The organism is Rhizobium sp. NLR22b (genome assembly GCF_019685295.1).
Taxonomy (GTDB): Bacteria; Pseudomonadota; Alphaproteobacteria; order Rhizobiales; family Rhizobiaceae; genus Rhizobium.
Genome location: NZ_JABDWM010000029.1, coordinates 1 through 18573, shown reverse-complemented (window position 1 = coordinate 18573; position 18573 = coordinate 1). Strand labels below are relative to the sequence as shown.

Genomic DNA, 18573 nt, shown 5'->3' with positions numbered 1-18573 from the left:
CGGAACCGTTTCTTAACCCTGTTCTGTCAAGACTTCGGGGGCGATTTGCCTGACCTTTAGAGTTTTGCGTGTTCATCATGGCGGTCATAGAAACAGCGGAGAAACTGCTGCCCGCGGGCCTGCGCCCGATCGGCGGCCGCACGCTGCGCATGTTTGCCGCCATGCTCACCGAAGGCGGCGAAAAAGCGGCCGCCCGGCGGATGGCGCTGACGGCCTTCTCGATCCGTATCCTCAGCGCCGCGCTCGCCTTTATCTCCCAGATCGTGCTCGCACGGCTGATGGGCGAATATGAATATGGCATCTTCGTTTTCGTCTGGGTGCTGATCGTCGTCTTCGGCGATCTCTCCTGCCTTGGCTTCCACACCGCGATCGTCCGCTTTCTGCCGCAGTACAAGGCGGCGGGCGCCTTCGACGAAATCCGCGGCCTGACCGGCACGGCACGCATCTTTGCGATGCTTTCCGGCACAGTGATGCTCGCCGCCGGCATGATCGGGCTGCATTTCTTCGGCGATAGGATCGAAGCCTATTACGTCATCCCGATCTTCCTCGGCCTGCTTGCCATGCCGATGATCGCGCTTGGCGATATTCTGGAAGGCACGTCGCGGGCGAACCATTGGCCGGTGATGGCGCTGAGCCCGGTCTATATCGTCCGGCCGGTCCTCATCATCGCCTTCATGCTGATCGCGATTGCGATGGGCGCAGAGCATACGGCCGTCACGGCCATGCAGGCGGCGCTTGCCGCCACCTTCGTCACCGCGCTTGGCCAATATGGCGCGACACTCTATCGTCTTCGCCGGCACTATGACGAAGGTCCGCGCAAGATCGATTTCCTCGCCTGGCTCAGTGTAGCCTTCCCGATCTTCCTGATCGAAGGCGTGAGTTTCCTGCTCACCAATTCAGATGTCGTCGTCGTCGGCATTTTCCTTGAACCGCACGACGTCGCTATCTATTTCGCCGCCGCCAAGACCATGGCGCTGGTGCATTTCATCAATTTCTCCGTCAAGGCCGCTTCCGGCCCGCGCTTTTCCTCGATTATTGCCGAAGGCGACCACGCTCAACTGGCGGCGGCCGCCGCCGACGCCGCCCGCTGGACCTTCTGGCCGGCGTTCGGAGTCGGCCTCGTCGTGCTCGCGGCCGGCCACCTGCTGCTGTCGCTGTTCGGCGGCGCCTTCACGTCAGGTTATCTTGTCATGGCGATCCTGCTCGCCGGCATCCTTGCCAAGTCACTGGTCGGCCCGGCCGAAACGCTGCTGATGATGGCGGGCAAGCAGAACCTCTGTGTGGCTCTCTATGCCGGCGCATTGGCCGCCAATGTCAGCCTCAACCTTGCTTTGATCCCGCACTACGGCATCGAAGGCACCGCCGTCGCCACCGCCTCGGCCATGGCAGTCGAGGCTATCCTCCTGCATGTCGCCGTGCGCCGCACGCTCGGCATCGTCCTCTTCGCCTTCGCCAGCCCCTCCGCCGCAACGCCAGAAATGAGAGTTCGATAGATGGTGCGCCTACCACCCGTCACCGAAAGCACCGACAGCATCAGCAACCGCATGATCCATGAGCTCGCGGCGCTGCATTTTGAAGCGCCGCAGGCCGAGGCCCGCGCCGAGATCGGCCGGCCGGGGCGCGAGCTCTGCCTCTATCCCGGCAAGCTCGGCTACGAACTTCAGGACGAGCTCGACTTCCTTTCCAACCGAGCGATGGAACCGAACGTCTTTTTCTCCGGCCGCTTCCTTGCGCCCGCCATGCCGCGGATCGAAGACCGGCAAGTAAATTTCGCCCTGATCCGCGATTACAGCGCCGGCCGCAGCCGCATGCGCTTCCTCCTGCCGTTTTCGGTCGACAGACCGGGCTTTGCCGTCGGCCCCTCGATCATCCGCGGCTGGTCGAACAGCTTCGGTCCGCTCGGCACACCGCTCGTCGACAGCGAAGATGCGGCCGAAACCCTCGACAATTTCTTCGAAGGGCTGATCGCTCCCGATCTCAACCTGCCGAGCACACTGGTCTTGCCGGACCTGAGATTGAACGGCATTTTCGTGCGCATGCTCAAGGCCGTGGCGCTCGGCCGCAACCTTCCGCTCACCGTGACCAATCCCTATCAGCGCCCGATGCTGCAGAGTGAGGAAGAGGCGCCCGCCTATCTCGGCAAAACCATCTCCTCGTCGCACATGCGTGAGATGCGCCGCCAGTGGCGCCTGCTGGAGGAACAGGGAACGGCGGTCTATGCCGTCGCCCGCCAGCCGCGCGACGTCCACGTCCGTTTCGAGGAATTCTTGGCGATGGAGGCTGGCGGCTGGAAGGGCAAACGGCGAAGCGCTCTCGTCACCGATCGCTACCATACCGCATTCGCGCGCGAGGCCGTGTCGAACCTTGCCGCCGTCGACGCCGTGCGTATCCACACGATCGATCTCAACGGCAAAGCGATCGCTGCCATCGTGGTGTTGATGATGGGCGGCGAGGCCTATACCTGGAAGACCGCCTATGATGAGAACTATGCCCGCTATTCGCCGGGCAAGCTCTTGATGAGCGAACTCACGGAATGGCATCTCGATGACGCCAATATCGTGCGCTCCGATTCCTGTGCCGTCTCCGACCATCCGATCATGAGTCGCTTGTGGCAGGAGCGCGAGGAGATGGGAACTTTGGTCATCGGCCTGACCCAGAACGGCGACCGCGACATGCGCCAGGCCGCCGCCCAGCTCCACATGTACCGCAGCACGCGCAACATGGCGAAGATGCTGCGCGAGAAGATCATGTCGCTCACCGGCCGAGGCTAAAGCATCTCCGGGCGGCGCTCAGCCCTCAGCCGCAGCTTTCTCTCGCAGCAGCCGGCGGATGACCTTGCCGGTTGTCGTCAGCGGCAATGACTCGACGAATTCCACCTCGCGCGGATATTCGTGCATCGAAAGCCGCATCTTCACCCATTCCCTGATTTCGGCGGCCAGCGACTCGCTCGGCGAATGACCGGGTGATAGCACGATGTAGGCCTTGACGATCTCGGTGCGCACCGCATCGGGTTTGCCGACGGCCGCGGCAAGCTGCACGGCGGGATGGCCGATCAGGCAATCCTCGATCTCGGCCGGGCCGATGCGATACCCGGACGAGGTGATGACGTCGTCGTCACGGCCTTCAAAGGTGACGTAGCCGTCTTCGTCCTGCCGGCCGATGTCACCGGTAAGCAGCCAGCCGTGAAGAAATTTTCGCGCGGTCGCCGCCGCATCGTTCCAATAGCCGAGGAACATCACGGGATCGGGACTCGCGATGGCGATCTGACCGGATTCGCCCGCCGGCAGTTCGTCACCGGCCTCGCTGACGATCGCGACGCGATGGCCGGGCACCGCGCGTCCGATGGCGCCCGCCTTGGTGACGCCAAAGGCAGCACTCGACGACAGCACGAAATTGCATTCCGTCTGGCCGTAGAATTCGTTGACGGTGATGTCGAGCGTGCGCCGCGCCCAGTCATAGGTCTCGCGGCCGAGCGCTTCTCCCGCCGAGCCGATGGTGCGCAACACCAGATCATATTTCGACCGCGGATCGGAAACCGACCGCATCAGCCGCAGCGCCGTCGGCGGGATGAAGGCATTGCGCACCTTCATCTCCGCCATGATCCGATAGGCCGTGTTGGCATCGAATTTCTGCGCCGGCGACGAGACGACGGGAACGCCGAGCAGAAGGCTCGGCAGCAACGCGTTGAGAAGACCGCCGGCCCAGGCCCAGTCGGACGGGGTCCAGACCTTGTCGCCCGCCTTGGGAAACCCTTCATGGGCGAACTGCATGCCGGGAATATGCCCGGGCAGAACACGGTGGCCATGCAATGCGCCCTTGGGCGGCCCTGTCGTGCCCGAGGTGAAGATCATCAGCGCCGGATCGTCGGGCGTTGTCTTCTCTCCCTCGAAGACCGGCGCATGCGAGGCGGTCAGATCGGCAAAGGAGAGGGCGTCGCGAGCGCCGCTGACACTGATCACATGTCGCAGTTCCGGCAGGCGATCGCGGATTTGCCGGACCCGATCAAGGCCGAAATCATTGGTGATAATTGCCGCCGCGCCTGAGATTCTGAGCCGATATTCAAGCGCCTCGACGCCGAACAGCAGCGCCAGCGGCAGGGCGATCGCGCCCATCTTATAGATTGCGACGTGCGCAATCACGGTCTCGAAGGACTGGGGCACCAGCAGAGCGACGCGATCGCCACGCTTGATGCCGAGGGATGCCAGCGCATTGGCGAACATCGAAGAGGCCGCGGAAAGTTCACCATAGGTCAGCGAAAGATCGTCGCCGTCCGGGCTGAAATGCTCCAGACAGACGCGTTCCGGATCTCGCACCGCCCATTCGTCGCTGACGGCGCGGCCGATATTGAAATCCTCCGGAATCCGCCAGGAAAAATCACGGCAGAGATCGTCATAACGATCAAGGGACGGCAGTCGCATAGTCGAGTTCCGGTGAAATGCTGCGGCAGCTAACACCGTGCGGCGCGGATACGCAAGCTGCAGAGAAAAACGAGCCGATCACACACCATTGTATGCGTAGTCCGCAGATTGTTCATTCAGCCCCTGCGACTTTCGCAGTTGCGCACTAGATCATGAAACGCCGCGCGGGGTTATCTCAAGTCTTGGAGCGTTTCATGGAATACGTCAAATTCGGAAAGACCGGGCTCGAAGTCTCGAAAGTCTGCCTCGGCTGTATGACCTTCGGTGATCCCGGCCGCGGCAATCATGCCTGGAGCCTGCGGGAAGAGGAAAGCCGGACGATAATCAAGCAGGCGATCGACCTCGGAATCAATTTCCTCGACACCGCCAACACCTATTCCAACGGCTCTTCGGAGGAGATCGTCGGCCGTGCCATCAAAGACTTCGCCAAGCGCGAAGACATCGTGCTTGCGACCAAGGTGTTCAACCGCATGCGGCCGGGCCCGAACGGTGCCGGTCTGTCGCGCAAAGCGATCTTCGACGAGATCGACAATAGCCTGCGGCGCCTCGGCACCGACTATGTCGATCTCTACCAGATTCATCGTTTCGACTATACGACGCCGATCGAGGAAACGCTGGAAGCGCTGCATGACGTCGTCAAATCGGGCAAGGCACGTTATATCGGCGCCTCATCCATGTATGCCTGGCAATTCACCAAGGCGCTCTACGTCTCCCGGCTGAACGGCTGGACCGAGTTCGTCAGCATGCAGGACCACCTGAACCTGCTCTACCGCGAGGAAGAGCGCGAAATGCTGCCCCTCTGCGCAGACCAGAAGATCGCCGTCATTCCCTGGAGCCCGCTGGCCCGCGGCCGTCTGACCCGCGACTGGGACGAGACGACGGCGCGTAGCGAAACCGACGAATTCGGCAAGACGCTCTACACGCAGTCCATCGATGCCGACCGCAAGATCGTCGATGCCGTCGCCGAAATCGCCAGAGCCCGCAGCATCTCCCGCGCCCAGGTCGCCACCGCCTGGATCCTGCAGAAGAGCGTGGTGACCGCGCCGATCATCGGCGCATCCAAACCGAACCACCTGACCGATGCCGTTGCCTCGCTCTCGGTCAAACTCACCGCCGAGGAAATCGCGGCCCTGGAAGCCCCCTATGTCCCGCACGCCGTCGCCGGCTTCAAGTAACCGCCGGCGGGATCGAGCTGCCGACGCATCGTCACCAGAAACTGCTCGGCAAGCGCCCTGTCCTCGACGGCGCGGGCGAGAATAACGGCCCCCATCATCGATGAGAGCGTCGTCGCTGCATTGGCGCGGCGCTCGTCCTCGGTCTTTCCGGGAACGATATCGGCAAGTGTGTCGACCAATACGGACAGCCCGTCGCTGAAGACGGCGCGCATCGCGCCGTGGCTGCGGCTCACCTCCTGAATCAAAGTCGCGAAAACACAGCTGCCGCCCGGATCGTCAACCGTGCGCCAGTGAATATAATGGTCGAGAAGTGCCTGCAGCGGCCGGTCGGGAGACTCGGCAATATGTTCCTTCCAGCGCCTCTCGACCTTGTCGATCAGCTTGCGGCTGACCTCAAGCGCCAACTCGTCCTTCGAACTGAAGTGGCCGTAGAAGCCGCCATGCGTCAGCCCCGCCGCCTTCATGATATCGACGACACCGACGCCGTCGAAACCGTTCTCGCGAAAGAGCACGCCGGCAACACTGAGTATCTTCTCGCGGTTCTCGGCAAATTTTTCGCGGCTGACCCGCATCTTCATCTCCAGAAATCGTCGCTTGACAAAATATATGATGTCCATCATCAATAAGCAAGAAATATGATGATCATCATGTAAATCGGCTCTGTATCTTCTCCACCTGAATTCGAATGGAATCCCCTCATGGTTTCAGCAGTTCTTGCCTCCTCCCTTGCGCGGCGCAACATTCACTACGGTTGGGTCGTCGTTGCCGCGACCTTCCTGACCATGCTGGTGACGGCAGGCGCCATGGGCGCCCCCGGCGTCCTCATCAAGCCGCTCCAGGATGAGTTCGGCTGGGAAACGTCGCAGATTTCCTCCGCTCTGGCGATCCGCTTGATCCTTTTCGGTTTCATGGGTCCGTTCGCCGCCGCCTTCATGAATTATTTCGGCGTGCGAAAGGTCATCGTCTTTGCACTGGCGCTGATTGGCGCAGGCTTCATCGGTTCGCTGTTCATGACCAGGCTTTGGCATCTGCTGGCGCTGTGGGGCATCGTCGTCGGCTTCGGCACCGGCCTGACGGCCATGGTGCTGGCGGCAACGGTTTCGACGCGCTGGTTTGTCAAGCACCGCGGCCTTGTCGTCGGCATGCTCTCGGCGAGTTCGGCAACCGGCCAGCTCGTCTTCCTGCCGCTGATGGCGGAACTCACCGAACGTTACGGCTGGCGTGCCACCGTGTTCTTCGTCTGCGCCATGATCATGGTTGCCGCGCTTCTCGTCCTTCTCTTCATGCGTGACCGCCCGTCGGACGTGAACCTGCCATCGCTGGGAGAAGCCCATGTCGCGCCAGCGCCGGCCCGCACGACGCTCGGCGCTGCGCTGATGACGCCGATCACCACGCTCCGCGAAATATCGACGACCTCGACCTTCTGGATCCTGTTTGCCACCTTCTTCATCTGCGGCCTCAGCACCAACGGCCTGATCCAGACCCATTTCGTCACCCTCTGCGGCGATTTCGGCATCGTGCCGGTGGCAGCCGCCAGCGTGCTTGCCGTCATGGGCATCTTCGATTTCTTCGGCACCATCGGCTCCGGCTGGCTCTCCGACCGCTTCGATAATCGTTGGCTGCTGTTCTGGTATTACGGCCTACGCGGTCTCTCGCTGCTCTACCTGCCCTTCAGCGATTTCAGCTTCTATGGCCTCTCGATCTTCGCGATCTTCTACGGTCTCGACTGGATCGCCACCGTGCCGCCGACCGTCAAGATTGCCGCCGACCGCTTCGGCCGCGAAAAGGCCGGCCTCGTCTTCGGCTGGGTCTTTGCCGGCCATCAGCTGGGCGCCGCCACCGCCGCCTATGGCGCCGGCCTGTCGCGCACGGAGCTGTCGAGCTACCTGCCCGCCTTCTTCGTCGCCGGCGCCTTCTGCCTCTTGGCTTCGATCCTGGCGATCACACTGAAGAAGTCCGGCCTGACCAACCCGGCCCCTGCCGCCGCCCACTGATATGAAACAGGATCCGGCCTCGAGACCAGGCCGGATCTTCCAACGCTTCATTGCGATAACTTCGCCGGCCCGTCTTGCGCGCGCGGGCGCTCGCATGTTAGACAGCCGCCCGTCCGTATCCGTTGCCCCATTGGCGGAATTGGTAGACGCGCTCGACTCAAAATCGAGTTTCGAAAGAAGTGCTGGTTCGACCCCGGCATGGGGCACCAGCCTCCGCTCTGTGAGCTTCGGTCGGCGAGCCGAAGAGAGCATTGAGGCGGATGCAGCCGCGCCGCAGTTCCGTCAGGAACGAAGGCGGACTGGTTCGATTATGCTCCGCTTAGCGGCACCATTATCCCGAATACAATCGTGTCACGCCTCCGCATCATCAAGCTGACGCGGAAGCACGGAACGAATTCACATCTGCCCGAAACTACTTGTTCTTCAGCAGCCACATCTTGCCGGCCATCGTGATGCCGTAGACATCTTTTGATGCGTCATCGTCGAGATGCCGCCGCTCGAGGAAGCCCGGCTCTCTCAACTCGCCCAGCGTCTTAGCCGCGACCGATTTCACCTTCTGCGGCCGCTCTTTCCAGCGGTCGGTCTTTGCGTAGGTCACCGTCGCGTTCTGATGCGTCCATTTATTTGCCGGCTGAGGATAGAGATCTCCGGCCTTGGCGAGTTTAAGTGCGACGATCTGGGATGGGGTAAGCTCAATCATACTGAAAAATTCCTGTGCGGGGTTCTGTGCGCCGAAAATGCGCTTCGAACGAAAGGGTGCCCATAACACCGCCTGATCACTTCCACCACCGTATTGCGCGTGCGTGCCATTCGAAACGCGAAAACCCGGCTTGCGGGAGCCGGGCTTCGTCTTTGTCGCGAATCTTCGTCAATAGCAGCGCCTAACCGTCCGGGTTACTTCGCCTTCATCGGTCTGACGGGTGACGCTCCTGGTTTCGCAGCCATCATGTCGGTAGCGGCGGTGCTCACGTTCGCGCACAGCGCCGAGAGTGACGCCGCGCTCACTGATGGTGATGCCGGGCCGCTCCCGCTCGTAACGATAGTCATCGTCATACGAACGCTCCCTGACATAGACGCTGTCGGCGAGAACAGGCGCTGCAAACGAGCAGGCGGCAAGGGCCGTCACGGCACAGTTCAGAATGATCTTTCGCATGTCGTTTCTCCTTGTCTAAAGGGCCAACGAAGCAAAAGGGAAGTGGTTCCGACATAGGCGGCAAACCTGTCATTCTGGAGTGGACGCGGAATTTATTGTTCGTGACCAAGCCGACGCTTCCGAGAGCAGCCGCAAAACGCAAATCAACTATTTAATTTTGCTTGCGCTTCGTCCAAGGTGGCGCCGTTACCATCAGGCGAGGGCAGACGTGCATCAGGAAGTGGGACTCATCGCGACGGTCGCCGTCAGTTTTGTTTTCGCGGCGGTCCTCGGTTATGGCGCCGACCGGCTGCGACTGCCGCCGCTCGTTGGCTATCTGATGGCCGGCATCCTGATCGGGCCACTCACACCAGGTTTCGTCGCCGATACCGCCCTTGCCGGCCAGCTTGCCGAAATGGGTGTCATCCTGCTGATGTTCGGCGTCGGCCTGCATTTTTCCGCTTCCGACCTGCTTGCCGTACGCGGGATCGCCGTGCCGGGCGCGATCGGCCGAATTATTCTGGCCACTCTGCTGGGTATCGGCCTCTGTACGCTCTGGGGCTGGAGCCTCGGCGCCGGCGTCGTGTTCGGGCTCAGCCTCTCGGTAGCGAGTACGGTCGTACTCCTGAAGGCGCTGGAGGAGCGCAATCTCGTCAATGCGCCGAGCGGGCGCGTGGCCGTCGGCTGGCTGATTGTCGAGGATCTGGTGATGGTGCTGGCGCTGGTGCTGCTGCCGGCGCTGGCAGAGCTTCTCGGCGGCCACGCCGTTGATACGAATCACGGCCTCGGTGAGCTGCCGCTGGTGTTGACGATCGGACTGACCTTGTTCAAGGTGCTGGCCTTCGCCGCGATGGCAATCTTCCTCGGCCCCCGTATCGTGCCCTGGCTGCTGACGATGATCGCCCGCACCGGCTCGCGCGAACTCTTCACGCTGACGGTGCTGGCAATCGCGCTCGGCATCGCTTTCGGCTCGGCGGCGATTTTCGGTGTCTCCTTTGCACTCGGCGCCTTTTTCGCCGGCGTCGTCATGAGCGAATCCCAGCTCAGCCACAGAGCAGCGGCCGATTCACTGCCCTTGCAGAACGCCTTCTCCGTGCTGTTCTTCGTCTCGGTCGGCATGCTCTTCGACCCCTCGATCCTGGTTCGCCAACCGTTGGCCGTGATCGGCGCCCTGGCGCTCGTCATTCTCGGCAAGGCCGTCATCACCTTCGCCATCGTCATGATGCTGCGATATCCGATCGGCATGGGGCTGACCTTGGCCGGCGGCCTTGCCCAGATCGGCGAATTTTCCTTCATCCTTGCCGGCCTCGGCGTCTCGCTCGGGCTTCTGCCGCATGAAGGCCAGGATCTGATCCTTGCCGCAGCGATCCTGTCGATCACACTCAACCCGATCGTGATCATCGCAACCGAGGGCCTGAAGAAACATATCCATGCGCAATGGCCCTCGTTCTTCGAAAATTTCGGCAGAAAGAGGCAGAAGACGCTCGGCAAAGAACTGGAAAAAATCAGGGCGCTCGGCGAGGAACGAGAACGCCAGCATCAGTTGAAGATGCAGCAGCTGATCGAAACCTTTCCGCTGTTCTCTCAGGTCGGGGAAGATGCACAGGAAGAGCTGCTGCTGCTCTTCAAGGCGAAGTCGGCTCCACCAGGCGAACGCGTCATCCGTCGCGGCGATCGCGGCGACAGCATGTATTTCATCTCCTCAGGCGCGGTCGAAGTACGTCTCGCCAGCGGTGCGATCCGCCTGGAACCGGGCGCCTTCTTCGGGGAAATGGCGTTGCTGAGCGGCGGAAGGCGCACGGCAGACGTCATCGCCGTCGACTTCTGTCAGTTCGAGGTGCTCGAGCGGCGCGATTTCAATATGTTCATGTCGCATCATCCCAACTTGCGCGCCGTCGTCAGCGAAATGGCGCAAAAACGCACCGAAATGAACGTCCTGCGTCAGCAATGGGAAAAGTCGATGGATCTATCCTGACGCGGCGATCGTCTCAGCCCGCCGGCCAATAGCCGTCAGAGCGGAAATCGTCCGGGATCGGGTCGAGCCGCGACAAGGTCTCGGCCGCGAAATCGATCTGCATCGACAGGTATCTCAGGGAGGCCAGCATCGGCACGCCGGTGGCAAATTCCCGAATGCGGGACGGGTGATAACCACTTTCCTTGAGCCGCCGGTTCGCTTCCCGGCGCACATCTTCCCGGCTCGGTCCCGAACCCGCTTCGGCCCGGTCATTCATCTGCACGGCCCGCCCAAGGCCGCCTTCAATCACTTTGAACATTCTCATGCCACCCTGCACGTCGACCACGTAAACCTTGCCCTAGAATGGCCGATTCGCAATCCCATGAAATCTTGGGAGAGGCGGCGACGCCTCCGCATCACAAAATTTTTAGACGACGGTGGCACGAAGGACACGGGCGAGCATTTACAGCGCCGCATACGACCCCTAAAGCTTTTTGCACCGCAATAGGAAAGGAATGGAATGCTTCGCAGACTTTACGACTGGACCATGTCTCTGGCCTCGCGCAAATCGGCCGAAGTCTGGCTCGCCGTCATCGCCTTCGTCGAAAGCTCCGTCTTTCTCGTCCCCGCCGATGTGCTGTTTCTGCCGATGGCGCTTGCCAAGCCGGAACGCTCCTATCGCTATGCGCTGATCGCGACCGTCGCCTCCGTGCTCGGCGGCATCGCCGGTTGGGCGCTCGGCTTTTACGCCTACGAGACGGTGGCGCGGCCGGTTCTCGCATTCTACGGCAAGCTCGATGCCTTTGAGCAGATGAAGGCCTATGTCACCTACGAGTGGATCCTGTTGCTGCTCGTCACATCAGGTCTCGCACATCTGCCGCCGATCAAGATCGTGACCATCCTGTCCGGCGTCATCCACGTCAATCTCGGTCTTTTCATCGTTTCGGCGATCGTTGCGCGCGGCGCGCGTTTCCTGTTCCTCGCCTGGCTGCTGCGCCGCTACGGCGAGCCGATCCGGCATTTCATCGAAAAGCGCCTCGGCCAGATCGTCGGCATCGGTGCCGGGGCCGTGATCGTGCTATATGTCGGCTACCGCTCTTTCGCTCACTAGGCCCATCTTGCGGAGTTCCGCCATGACTGCCATCTCTTCGCCGCTCGTCCGCCCCGGCTTTACCTATTCGATATTGCTCGCTATCGGCATGGCGGCGGTGGTCGGCGCCGCGCTCGGCTTCCAATATATCGGCGGCTATATTCCCTGCGCACTCTGCCTCTTGCAGCGCCAGCCCTATTATTATGCCATCCCGATCGCCATTCTCGCCGCCATATGCGAGCTTGCCGGTCTGCCGAACTGGATTTCACGGGCAATGCTGCTTGCGGCCGGCATCCTGATGCTGGTGACGGCCGGCATGGGCGTCTATCACGCCGGCGTGGAATGGCATTTCTGGCCGGGGCCGGCGACCTGCTCGACGACCGCAAACAGCATGACGAGCAATGCCGGCGATCTGCTGACCGAGCTCAATACGATCAAAGGTCCATCCTGCACCGATGCAGCGCTGCGGGTGCTTGGCCTGTCTTTTGCAGGTTGGAACGTGATCGCCGGTATTCTGCTGGCAGCTTTCGCCTTCGTCGGCGTCCGCAAATCTGCGTGAGGCGAGCCTATCAGGGCTGCAGTTCGGTATCCCAGTAGAGATAGTCGAGCCAGCTTTCATGCAGATAGTTGGGCGGAAACAGCCGGCCGTTATTGTGCAGATCCTGCACCGTCGGCTGGTAGGGCTTTTGCGCCGGGAACATGCCCGCCTGCTTCGGAAGCTTGCTGCCCTTGCGCAGATTGCAGGGCGAGCAGGCTGCCACGACATTCTCCCAGGTCGTCTCGCCGCCATGGGCACGCGGGATGACGTGGTCGAACGTCAGATCGTCATGAGAGCCGCAATACTGGCACTCGAACCGGTCGCGCAGGAAGACGTTGAACCGGGTGAAAGCCGGATTGCGCGATGGCTGAACGTAAGTCTTCAGGCACACGACACTCGGAAGCCGCATCGAAAAGCTCGGTGAGGAAACCGAATGTTCATATTCCGCGATGATGTTCACACGGTCGAGAAAGACCGCCTTGATCGCGTCCTGCCAGGACCAGAGCGACAAGGGATAATAACTCAGCGGCCGGTAGTCAGCGTTCAGGACGAGCGCCGGCAGGGCCTGCGGGGAGACTGCAATCGTCAAGGGACTCTCCTGATCGATTCGGCATCTGCATCTGTATATTAGGCCGGTTGTTACAGGATTGTGAAGTCCAATAAATTCAGAGGATAAAGGCAATTTGAAGAGTGTTGCCGATCAGCCGATCGGCAGCATGTCGCGCCGCATTTTCGTGGCGTAATAGGCCCAGAAAAGCCGCGCCGCCACTGAGCGCCATGGCGACCAGACTTGCGAGAGCCTGGCAAGCGCCTTGGCTTGCGGCCGCGCCGCAAGTCCAAGCGCGGTACCGACGGCATTCTGCAGCGCCACATCGCCGGCTGGAAAGACATCGGCATGGCCGCCGCAGAACATCAGATAGACCTCCGCCGTCCACGGACCGACGCCCTTTAAGGCGGTGAGTTCACCAAGCGCTTCGTCCGGCGGTTTCAGGCAGAGGCCGGAAAGATCGAGGCGGTCGGAGACAACCGCTTCAGCAATCCGCGACAGCGTGTCGGCCTTGGCGCGCGACAGGCCGAATTCCCGCCATGCTTCCGGCGCAAGCAGCACGTAGCCTTCGGCCGTCAACGGCCCGTCCGCCGGCAGCATCCGCCGCCAGATCGCCTCGGCGCTGGCGCGCGAGACCATTTGCGAGACGATGATATGGGCAAGGCCGGCAAAGCCGGGTTCACGCAACCGCAATGGGACAGGCCCTGCATCCGCCGCGATTGGTGCAAGGCGAGGGTCGAGGCGCAGCAATGCTTCGAGCCCCAGCCTGACGTCATCGTCGTTACGGATGATCTGCACGCGTCCTCCCAGTGGTTCGAAACCAAAATCCGTGGCAGAAGAAAGCATGACCACGAGCGAGCGTCAAAAGCCTGTCTTTCGTTTTGCGCCGAGTCCGAACGGACCGCTGCATCTCGGCCATGCGCTGTCGGCCTTTTTGAACCGCGACATGGCCGAAGCCGAAAATGGCCGCCTGCTGCTGCGCATCGAGGATATCGACCAGGCGCGCTGCACCCCCGAATTTGAGGCCGGCATCCTGAGGGACCTCGACTGGCTTGCTATCGATTGGGAAAGCCCGGTGCGGCGGCAGTCGGAACATTTCCCGGAATATCAGGCGGCGCTCCACGCATTGATCGAGCGCGGCCTGGTCTACCCCGCCTTCCTGACGCGCGGCGAGGTGAAGGCACGTGTCTCCGCCTACGAGGCAACGGGCCAATCCTGGCCGCGCGACCCCGATGGCACGCCACATTACCCGCCGATTGATCGCGAGCGGCTCGAGGCCGAATGGCGGGATATTCTTGCCTCCGGGAAAAAACATGCCTGGCGGCTCGATATGCGCAAGGCGCTCGACCTGATCGGCGAACTGCTGTTCTGGACCGAAACCGGCGACGGCAGGACGGGCGAGATCGCCGCCGAACCCGAGGTCTGGGGAGACGTCATCCTGTCTCGCTCGGATGCACCCTCGAGCTATCATCTTTCGGTGGTCGTCGACGATGCGCTGCAGGGCGTCACCCATGTCGTGCGTGGGCTCGACCTCTTCCACGCCACGTCGGTCCACCGGCTGCTGCAGGTGCTGCTCGGCCTGCCCCAGCCTCTCTATCACCATCATCGTCTCATCCTCGACGCCGATGGCCGCAAGCTTTCGAAAAGCGAAGGTGACAGCGGCCTTGCCGAATTGCGTGCCCAGGGCATGTCAGGGGCCGATATTCGCCGCCTTGTCGGGCTCTGACCGCCGTTCGGCACGCTCTCTGCCGACGATCGAAAGCGTGTGCGAGAACATCCGGAAGACGCGGAACTTGATCAGCGCCGCGTTGATCTCTGCGCCGATGATGAAGATGACGCCGACCATGTAGAGGAAGATCAGCACGATCATCACCGAGGCGAGACCGGCATAGGTCGCCGTATAATTGGCGAAGGTCGCAAGATAATAGGCAAAGACCAGCGCGCCGGCGAGCCACAGAAGCAGCGTCAGCAGCACGCCGGGAATGACGTCGAACACCCGCCGCTTACCGGCCGGCAGCCACAGATGCATGACGAGCAGCCCGACGGTGAGCACGACAAGCGTGCCGTAGATGCGCCAGCTGAAGACGATGTCGAGCGTATCGGCAAACAGCGGAAGCCATTTCCTGGCATAGTCGAGAGCCAATGGCACGGCCACCAGCAGAATGCTGATCGCCGCGAAGATGATGACGGCAATCAGCACATAGCCGAGGCTGGCGAGGCGGGTGAAATACCACGGCCGCGTTTCCTGCACCCGATAGGCACGGTTGAGCGAGATGCGCAGCGCTTCGACGCCGTTCGAGGCGAAATAGGCAGCCGCCAGCACCGAGACCGTCAGCAGCCCGCCGCGCTGAATGGTCAGGACCTGCAGCACCTGGTCGGCGAGCGGCTTGGCGATCGCTTCCGGCCAGGTGTCGAAGATCAGATGGATGGCGGTGGAGGAAAACTGATCGGCGCCGAGGAAGCTTGCAAGCGCCGTGCCGAAGATCAGGAAGGGAAAAACCGCAAGCAGGCTCGACAGCGCCACGTGGCTCGCCATTGCAAATCCGTCATCCTCGACCATGTGACAGATCGCGTCGTAGACCACGTCGTAGATCGTGCGCAGCACCTTCCGCATTCCGTCCCCGGCTTCCAGATTGTATCCTCTGGCCGAATATGGGAAACGAGTCTCATTTTGTACAGGAATCATTCCATGGCGGAACAGCGCACAATCGTCGTCACCGGCTGTTCCTCCGGCATCGGCGCTTACTGCGCCCAGGCGCTGAAGGCCGATGGCTGGCGTGTCTTTGCGACGGTGCGCAAGGCGGATGATCTGCCGGCACTGGAAGCCGACGGCATCGAGGCCTTCGTGATGGATTATGCCAGGGCCGAGACGATTTCCGACTTCGTCGGCGCGGCCCTCGGCCGCAGCGGCGGCCGCATCGACGCGCTCTTCAACAATGGTGCCTACGGCCAGCCTGGCGCCGTCGAGGATCTGTCGACGGCGGCGCTGCGCGCACAGTTCGAAGCGAACTTCTTCGGCTGGCACGAATTGACGCGGCAGCTCATCCCCTCGATGCGCAAACATGGTCACGGACGGATCGTGCAATGCTCCTCCATTCTCGGCCTGGTCCCCTATCGCTATCGCGGTGCCTATACCGCCTCGAAATTTGCGCTCGAGGGGCTCAGCATCACCCTGCGTATGGAGCTTTACGGCAGCGGCATCCATGTGAGCCTGATCGAGCCTGGGCCGATCGCCACGCGTTTCACCGCCAACGCGCTCGCAAAGATCAGGGAAAACATCGATCTCGAGAATTCGCCGCACGCAGCAGATTATGCCAGACAGTTGGCGAGGCTCGACGGATCGGGGCCGGTCAACCGCCACAAACTTGGCCCCGACGCGGTCTACTCCGTATTGAAACAAGCATTGAACTCGAAAAGACCAAAGCCACATTATCCTGTAACGACTCCGGCTAAACAGGGCATGCTCCTGAAGCGACTGCTTCCGGCAGACCTCTTCTACAATCTGATGCGCTGGACCGATTGACCGAGAAAGCTGAATACCATGTCCACGGCCACCTATATCCTTGCGATCATCGTCATGGGCATCGTCGCCCTCGTGCTGATCCGCGGCCTCTTCAACATGATGAAGGGCGGTGATGCCAACCTTTCCAACAAGCTGATGCAGCTTCGCGTCCTGCTGCAGGCAATCGCCGCCGTCCTGATTATGATCACGCTCTGGCTGACCGGCGGCGGCCGTCCGAGCTGACGGAAACTATGGAGTGGTTGGTGTGATGAGGAGTGGGAATGACCAAGGAGACGTGATCCCGGATGGGGTGTCTCTTCACGCAGCATCAAGTTTGGCGAAAGGGCCAACTCCATTCTCCGTCATCCTCGGCATTGAGCCGAGGATCTATGCCACGGCCTCTGATCGATGCGATCTGGATGCTCGGGTCAAGCCCGAGCATGACGGAGGTCGGGGTGGAACGACAATCCTCCCGCTAGGCGGTGCGACATGGTAAAACTCAACAAGATCTACACCAAAACCGGCGATGACGGCACGACCGGGTTGGTGTCCGGCCCGCGTCGGACAAAGGACGATCTGCGGGTCGAAGCCTATGGCACGATCGACGAGGCCAATTCCGCGATCGGCCTGGCGCGGCTGCACACATCAGGCTTGCCCGAACTCGACGCCATGCTGATGTCGATCCAGAACGATCTCTTCGATCTCGGCGCGGATCTCGCCACACCGGATATCGGTGAGACGCCGGCCTACGAACCACTGCGGATCATCGAGACTCAGGTCGCCCGCGTCGAGAGCGATATCGATCAGTTGAACGCCGGTCTCGAGCCGCTGAAATCCTTCATCCTGCCGGGCGGCAGCCCCGCTGCCGCATATCTGCACCTTGCCCGTACGATTGCCCGGCGCGCCGAACGTCTGATGGTAGCGCTTGCCCACACCGACGGCGAAATCGTCAGCGAGTCGGCGAGGAAATACGTCAACCGGCTCTCGGATTTCCTCTTCGTCGCTGCGCGCCATGCAAATGACCGGGGCCAAGCAGATGTGCTTTGGGTTCCCGGAAAAAACAGATAGGTTCGCCGCGACGACGATCGCCGGGGGGCCTTTATGTTCATACCACTTCACGACGCCAATACGCTGAAATATATCAAGGTCCAGTGGGTGACCCTCTCGCTGATCGCGCTGAATGTCGCAATCTGGCTATTCACCAGCCTAGAGAGCGAGCAGGCAGCCCAGGCGACAACAGTCGGGCTCGGTTACATCCCGGCCATCGTCTTCGGCGATGCGGTGCTGGCGCCGGGGCTCGAAATCGTGCCGGAACCGCTGACTTATCTCACCTATGCCTTCGTCCACGCCGGCTTCTGGCATCTCGCCGGTAACATGATCTTCCTCTGGGTCTTCGGCGACAATGTCGAGGATGCGATGGGGCATCTGCGCTTCCTGATGTTCTACCTCGCCTGCGCAGCCGCCGGCGCGCTCTGCCACGGCCTGTTCAGCATGACGTCGCAAGCGCCGCTGGTCGGCGCATCGGGAGCGATCTCCGGCGTGGTTGCCGCCTATGTCATGCTGCATCCGCGCGTCAGGGTTTGGGTGCTGGTCTTCTTCCGTGTGCCGTTGCCCCTGCCGGCTTTCGTGCCGCTGCTTTTGTGGATCGGGCAGCAGTTCGTCATGCTGGCGATCACACCCGAAAGCGATGTTTCCTGGGGCGCGCATGTCGGCGGCATCATTGCCGGAGGTATTTTAATCCTCGTCTTGCGCCGGTCCGGCGTGCCGCTCTTCGACCGGGAGATCGTCACACCTCGGGCCGTTAGAAACAGTCCCGGCGCCGTTCCGAGCATCGCCGCCGGAACGGGGGGCGGGATAGGGCAGCGCTTCCCCTGGGGTCGGCGCTCATAGCGATATTGACGTGAACGTAAACGTCCATATATTGCCCGTCAAATCGCCTGCCTGCGTCATGCGAGCGTTGAAATTGGAGGAAAAACGCGTATCCATGTCGCCATTCGACAATCGGAGCAGCGCCTGAGCGCGCATTTTCTAGAAAAGTCTCTGAAGCCAGTTTTCCCTGAAGGAAGGACCCCATGAAGATTCTCGTGCCCGTCAAACGGGTTGTCGACTACAACGTGAAGATCCGGGTGAAGCCGGATGGCACGGGTGTCGAGCTTGCCAATGTGAAGATGTCGATGAACCCGTTCGACGAGATCTCGGTGGAAGAGGCGCTGCGGCTGAAGG

Annotated in this window: 20 protein-coding genes, 1 tRNA gene and 1 pseudogene; 14 read left to right on the top strand and 8 right to left on the bottom strand. The window is 61.4% G+C overall.

Annotated features, from left to right (window positions below):
• Nucleotides 1–77: 77 nt before the first annotated feature.
• On the top strand, nucleotides 78–1493 hold the full coding sequence (locus tag HJC00_RS29890; RefSeq protein ID WP_221147779.1) for a lipopolysaccharide biosynthesis protein: 1416 nt from the start codon (nucleotides 78–80) through the stop codon (nucleotides 1491–1493).
• Nucleotides 1494–2771: a GNAT family N-acetyltransferase gene (locus HJC00_RS29885; protein WP_210632857.1), complete on the top strand. Its 1278-nt coding sequence runs from the start codon at nucleotides 1494–1496 to the stop codon at nucleotides 2769–2771.
• An 18-nt stretch (nucleotides 2772–2789) separates the two neighbouring features.
• Here the strand turns inward: HJC00_RS29885 and HJC00_RS29880 are convergent, their stop codons facing one another.
• Entirely contained in the window at nucleotides 2790–4418 is a 1629-nt protein-coding gene (locus HJC00_RS29880; protein ID WP_221165062.1) for an AMP-binding protein, read from the bottom strand.
• A gap of 194 nt (nucleotides 4419–4612) precedes the next feature.
• Here HJC00_RS29880 and HJC00_RS29875 point away from each other — a divergent pair, with 194 nt between their 5' ends.
• Nucleotides 4613–5593: an aldo/keto reductase gene (locus HJC00_RS29875; RefSeq protein ID WP_221165061.1), complete on the top strand. Its 981-nt coding sequence runs from the start codon at nucleotides 4613–4615 to the stop codon at nucleotides 5591–5593.
• On the opposite strand, the gene HJC00_RS29870 is transcribed toward HJC00_RS29875, so the two are convergent.
• A complete protein-coding gene (locus HJC00_RS29870; protein ID WP_221165060.1) occupies nucleotides 5560–6165 on the bottom strand; it encodes a TetR/AcrR family transcriptional regulator in 606 nt (201 codons plus the stop codon). The two genes, HJC00_RS29875 and HJC00_RS29870, sit on opposite strands and share 34 nt — an antisense overlap.
• Before the next feature lie 126 nt (nucleotides 6166–6291).
• Here HJC00_RS29870 and HJC00_RS29865 point away from each other — a divergent pair, with 126 nt between their 5' ends.
• Together HJC00_RS29865 and HJC00_RS29860 are read left to right on the top strand one after the other, a co-directional pair.
• A complete protein-coding gene (locus HJC00_RS29865) occupies nucleotides 6292–7587 on the top strand; it encodes an MFS transporter (protein WP_210632861.1) in 1296 nt (431 codons plus the stop codon).
• A gap of 124 nt (nucleotides 7588–7711) precedes the next feature.
• A tRNA-Leu gene (locus HJC00_RS29860) sits at nucleotides 7712–7796 on the top strand.
• A gap of 203 nt (nucleotides 7797–7999) precedes the next feature.
• Here the strand turns inward: HJC00_RS29860 and HJC00_RS29855 are convergent.
• Complete coding sequence (locus tag HJC00_RS29855) at nucleotides 8000–8287, bottom strand: hypothetical protein (protein WP_221165059.1); 288 nt, start codon at nucleotides 8285–8287, stop codon at nucleotides 8000–8002.
• A 168-nt stretch (nucleotides 8288–8455) separates the two neighbouring features.
• The gene (locus HJC00_RS29850) at nucleotides 8456–8740 is read right to left on the bottom strand and encodes a hypothetical protein (RefSeq protein WP_210632863.1); all 285 of its coding nucleotides are present in this window, start codon (nucleotides 8738–8740) and stop codon (nucleotides 8456–8458) included.
• 208 nt (nucleotides 8741–8948) lie between these two features.
• Here HJC00_RS29850 and HJC00_RS29845 point away from each other — a divergent pair, with 208 nt between their 5' ends.
• On the top strand, nucleotides 8949–10694 hold the full coding sequence (locus tag HJC00_RS29845; RefSeq protein WP_221165058.1) for a cation:proton antiporter: 1746 nt from the start codon (nucleotides 8949–8951) through the stop codon (nucleotides 10692–10694).
• Between the two features lie 13 nt (nucleotides 10695–10707).
• On the opposite strand, the gene HJC00_RS29840 is transcribed toward HJC00_RS29845, so the two are convergent.
• Nucleotides 10708–10998: a hypothetical protein gene (locus HJC00_RS29840; protein WP_210633038.1), complete on the bottom strand. Its 291-nt coding sequence runs from the start codon at nucleotides 10996–10998 to the stop codon at nucleotides 10708–10710.
• A gap of 195 nt (nucleotides 10999–11193) precedes the next feature.
• Between HJC00_RS29840 and HJC00_RS29835 the strand changes: the two genes are divergently transcribed.
• A complete protein-coding gene (locus HJC00_RS29835) occupies nucleotides 11194–11784 on the top strand; it encodes a YqaA family protein (RefSeq protein ID WP_210632865.1) in 591 nt (196 codons plus the stop codon).
• 22 nt (nucleotides 11785–11806) lie between these two features.
• On the top strand, nucleotides 11807–12322 hold the full coding sequence (locus HJC00_RS29830; RefSeq protein WP_210632866.1) for a disulfide bond formation protein B: 516 nt from the start codon (nucleotides 11807–11809) through the stop codon (nucleotides 12320–12322).
• A 10-nt stretch (nucleotides 12323–12332) separates the two neighbouring features.
• Here HJC00_RS29830 and HJC00_RS29825 read toward each other — a convergent pair whose 3' ends face one another.
• Both HJC00_RS29825 and HJC00_RS29820 read right to left on the bottom strand, forming a co-directional pair.
• Nucleotides 12333–12890, bottom strand: a complete 558-nt coding sequence (locus HJC00_RS29825) for an HNH endonuclease (RefSeq protein WP_064710619.1) — start codon at nucleotides 12888–12890, stop codon at nucleotides 12333–12335.
• A 111-nt stretch (nucleotides 12891–13001) separates the two neighbouring features.
• On the bottom strand, nucleotides 13002–13694 hold the full coding sequence (locus HJC00_RS29820) for a DNA-3-methyladenine glycosylase (protein WP_210632867.1): 693 nt from the start codon (nucleotides 13692–13694) through the stop codon (nucleotides 13002–13004).
• Between HJC00_RS29820 and gluQRS the strand changes: the two genes are divergently transcribed.
• Nucleotides 13693–14574: a tRNA glutamyl-Q(34) synthetase GluQRS gene (gene gluQRS, locus HJC00_RS29815; protein ID WP_210632868.1), complete on the top strand. Its 882-nt coding sequence runs from the start codon at nucleotides 13693–13695 to the stop codon at nucleotides 14572–14574. The two genes, HJC00_RS29820 and gluQRS, sit on opposite strands and share 2 nt — an antisense overlap.
• Here the strand turns inward: gluQRS and HJC00_RS29810 are convergent.
• Complete coding sequence (locus HJC00_RS29810) at nucleotides 14539–15462, bottom strand: YihY/virulence factor BrkB family protein (RefSeq protein WP_210632869.1); 924 nt, start codon at nucleotides 15460–15462, stop codon at nucleotides 14539–14541. The genes gluQRS and HJC00_RS29810 overlap by 36 nt on opposite strands.
• Before the next feature lie 75 nt (nucleotides 15463–15537).
• Between HJC00_RS29810 and HJC00_RS29805 the strand changes: the two genes are divergently transcribed.
• The 5 genes and pseudogenes from HJC00_RS29805 to HJC00_RS29785 all read left to right on the top strand — a co-directional run.
• Complete coding sequence (locus tag HJC00_RS29805; protein WP_221165057.1) at nucleotides 15538–16371, top strand: SDR family oxidoreductase; 834 nt, start codon at nucleotides 15538–15540, stop codon at nucleotides 16369–16371.
• Between the two features lie 18 nt (nucleotides 16372–16389).
• Nucleotides 16390–16593, top strand: coding sequence for a twin transmembrane helix small protein (locus tag HJC00_RS29800; protein WP_221165056.1), 204 nt, complete (start codon nucleotides 16390–16392; stop codon nucleotides 16591–16593).
• A gap of 246 nt (nucleotides 16594–16839) precedes the next feature.
• Nucleotides 16840–17418 carry a cob(I)yrinic acid a,c-diamide adenosyltransferase gene (locus tag HJC00_RS29795; RefSeq protein ID WP_210632872.1) on the top strand — a complete coding sequence of 193 codons (579 nt, stop codon included), beginning with the start codon at nucleotides 16840–16842 and terminating at the stop codon, nucleotides 17416–17418.
• A 33-nt stretch (nucleotides 17419–17451) separates the two neighbouring features.
• Nucleotides 17452–18240, top strand: a complete 789-nt coding sequence (locus tag HJC00_RS29790; protein ID WP_210632873.1) for a rhomboid family intramembrane serine protease — start codon at nucleotides 17452–17454, stop codon at nucleotides 18238–18240.
• A gap of 182 nt (nucleotides 18241–18422) precedes the next feature.
• Nucleotides 18423–18573, top strand: a pseudogene (locus tag HJC00_RS29785) (electron transfer flavoprotein subunit beta/FixA family protein); the annotation flags it as partial.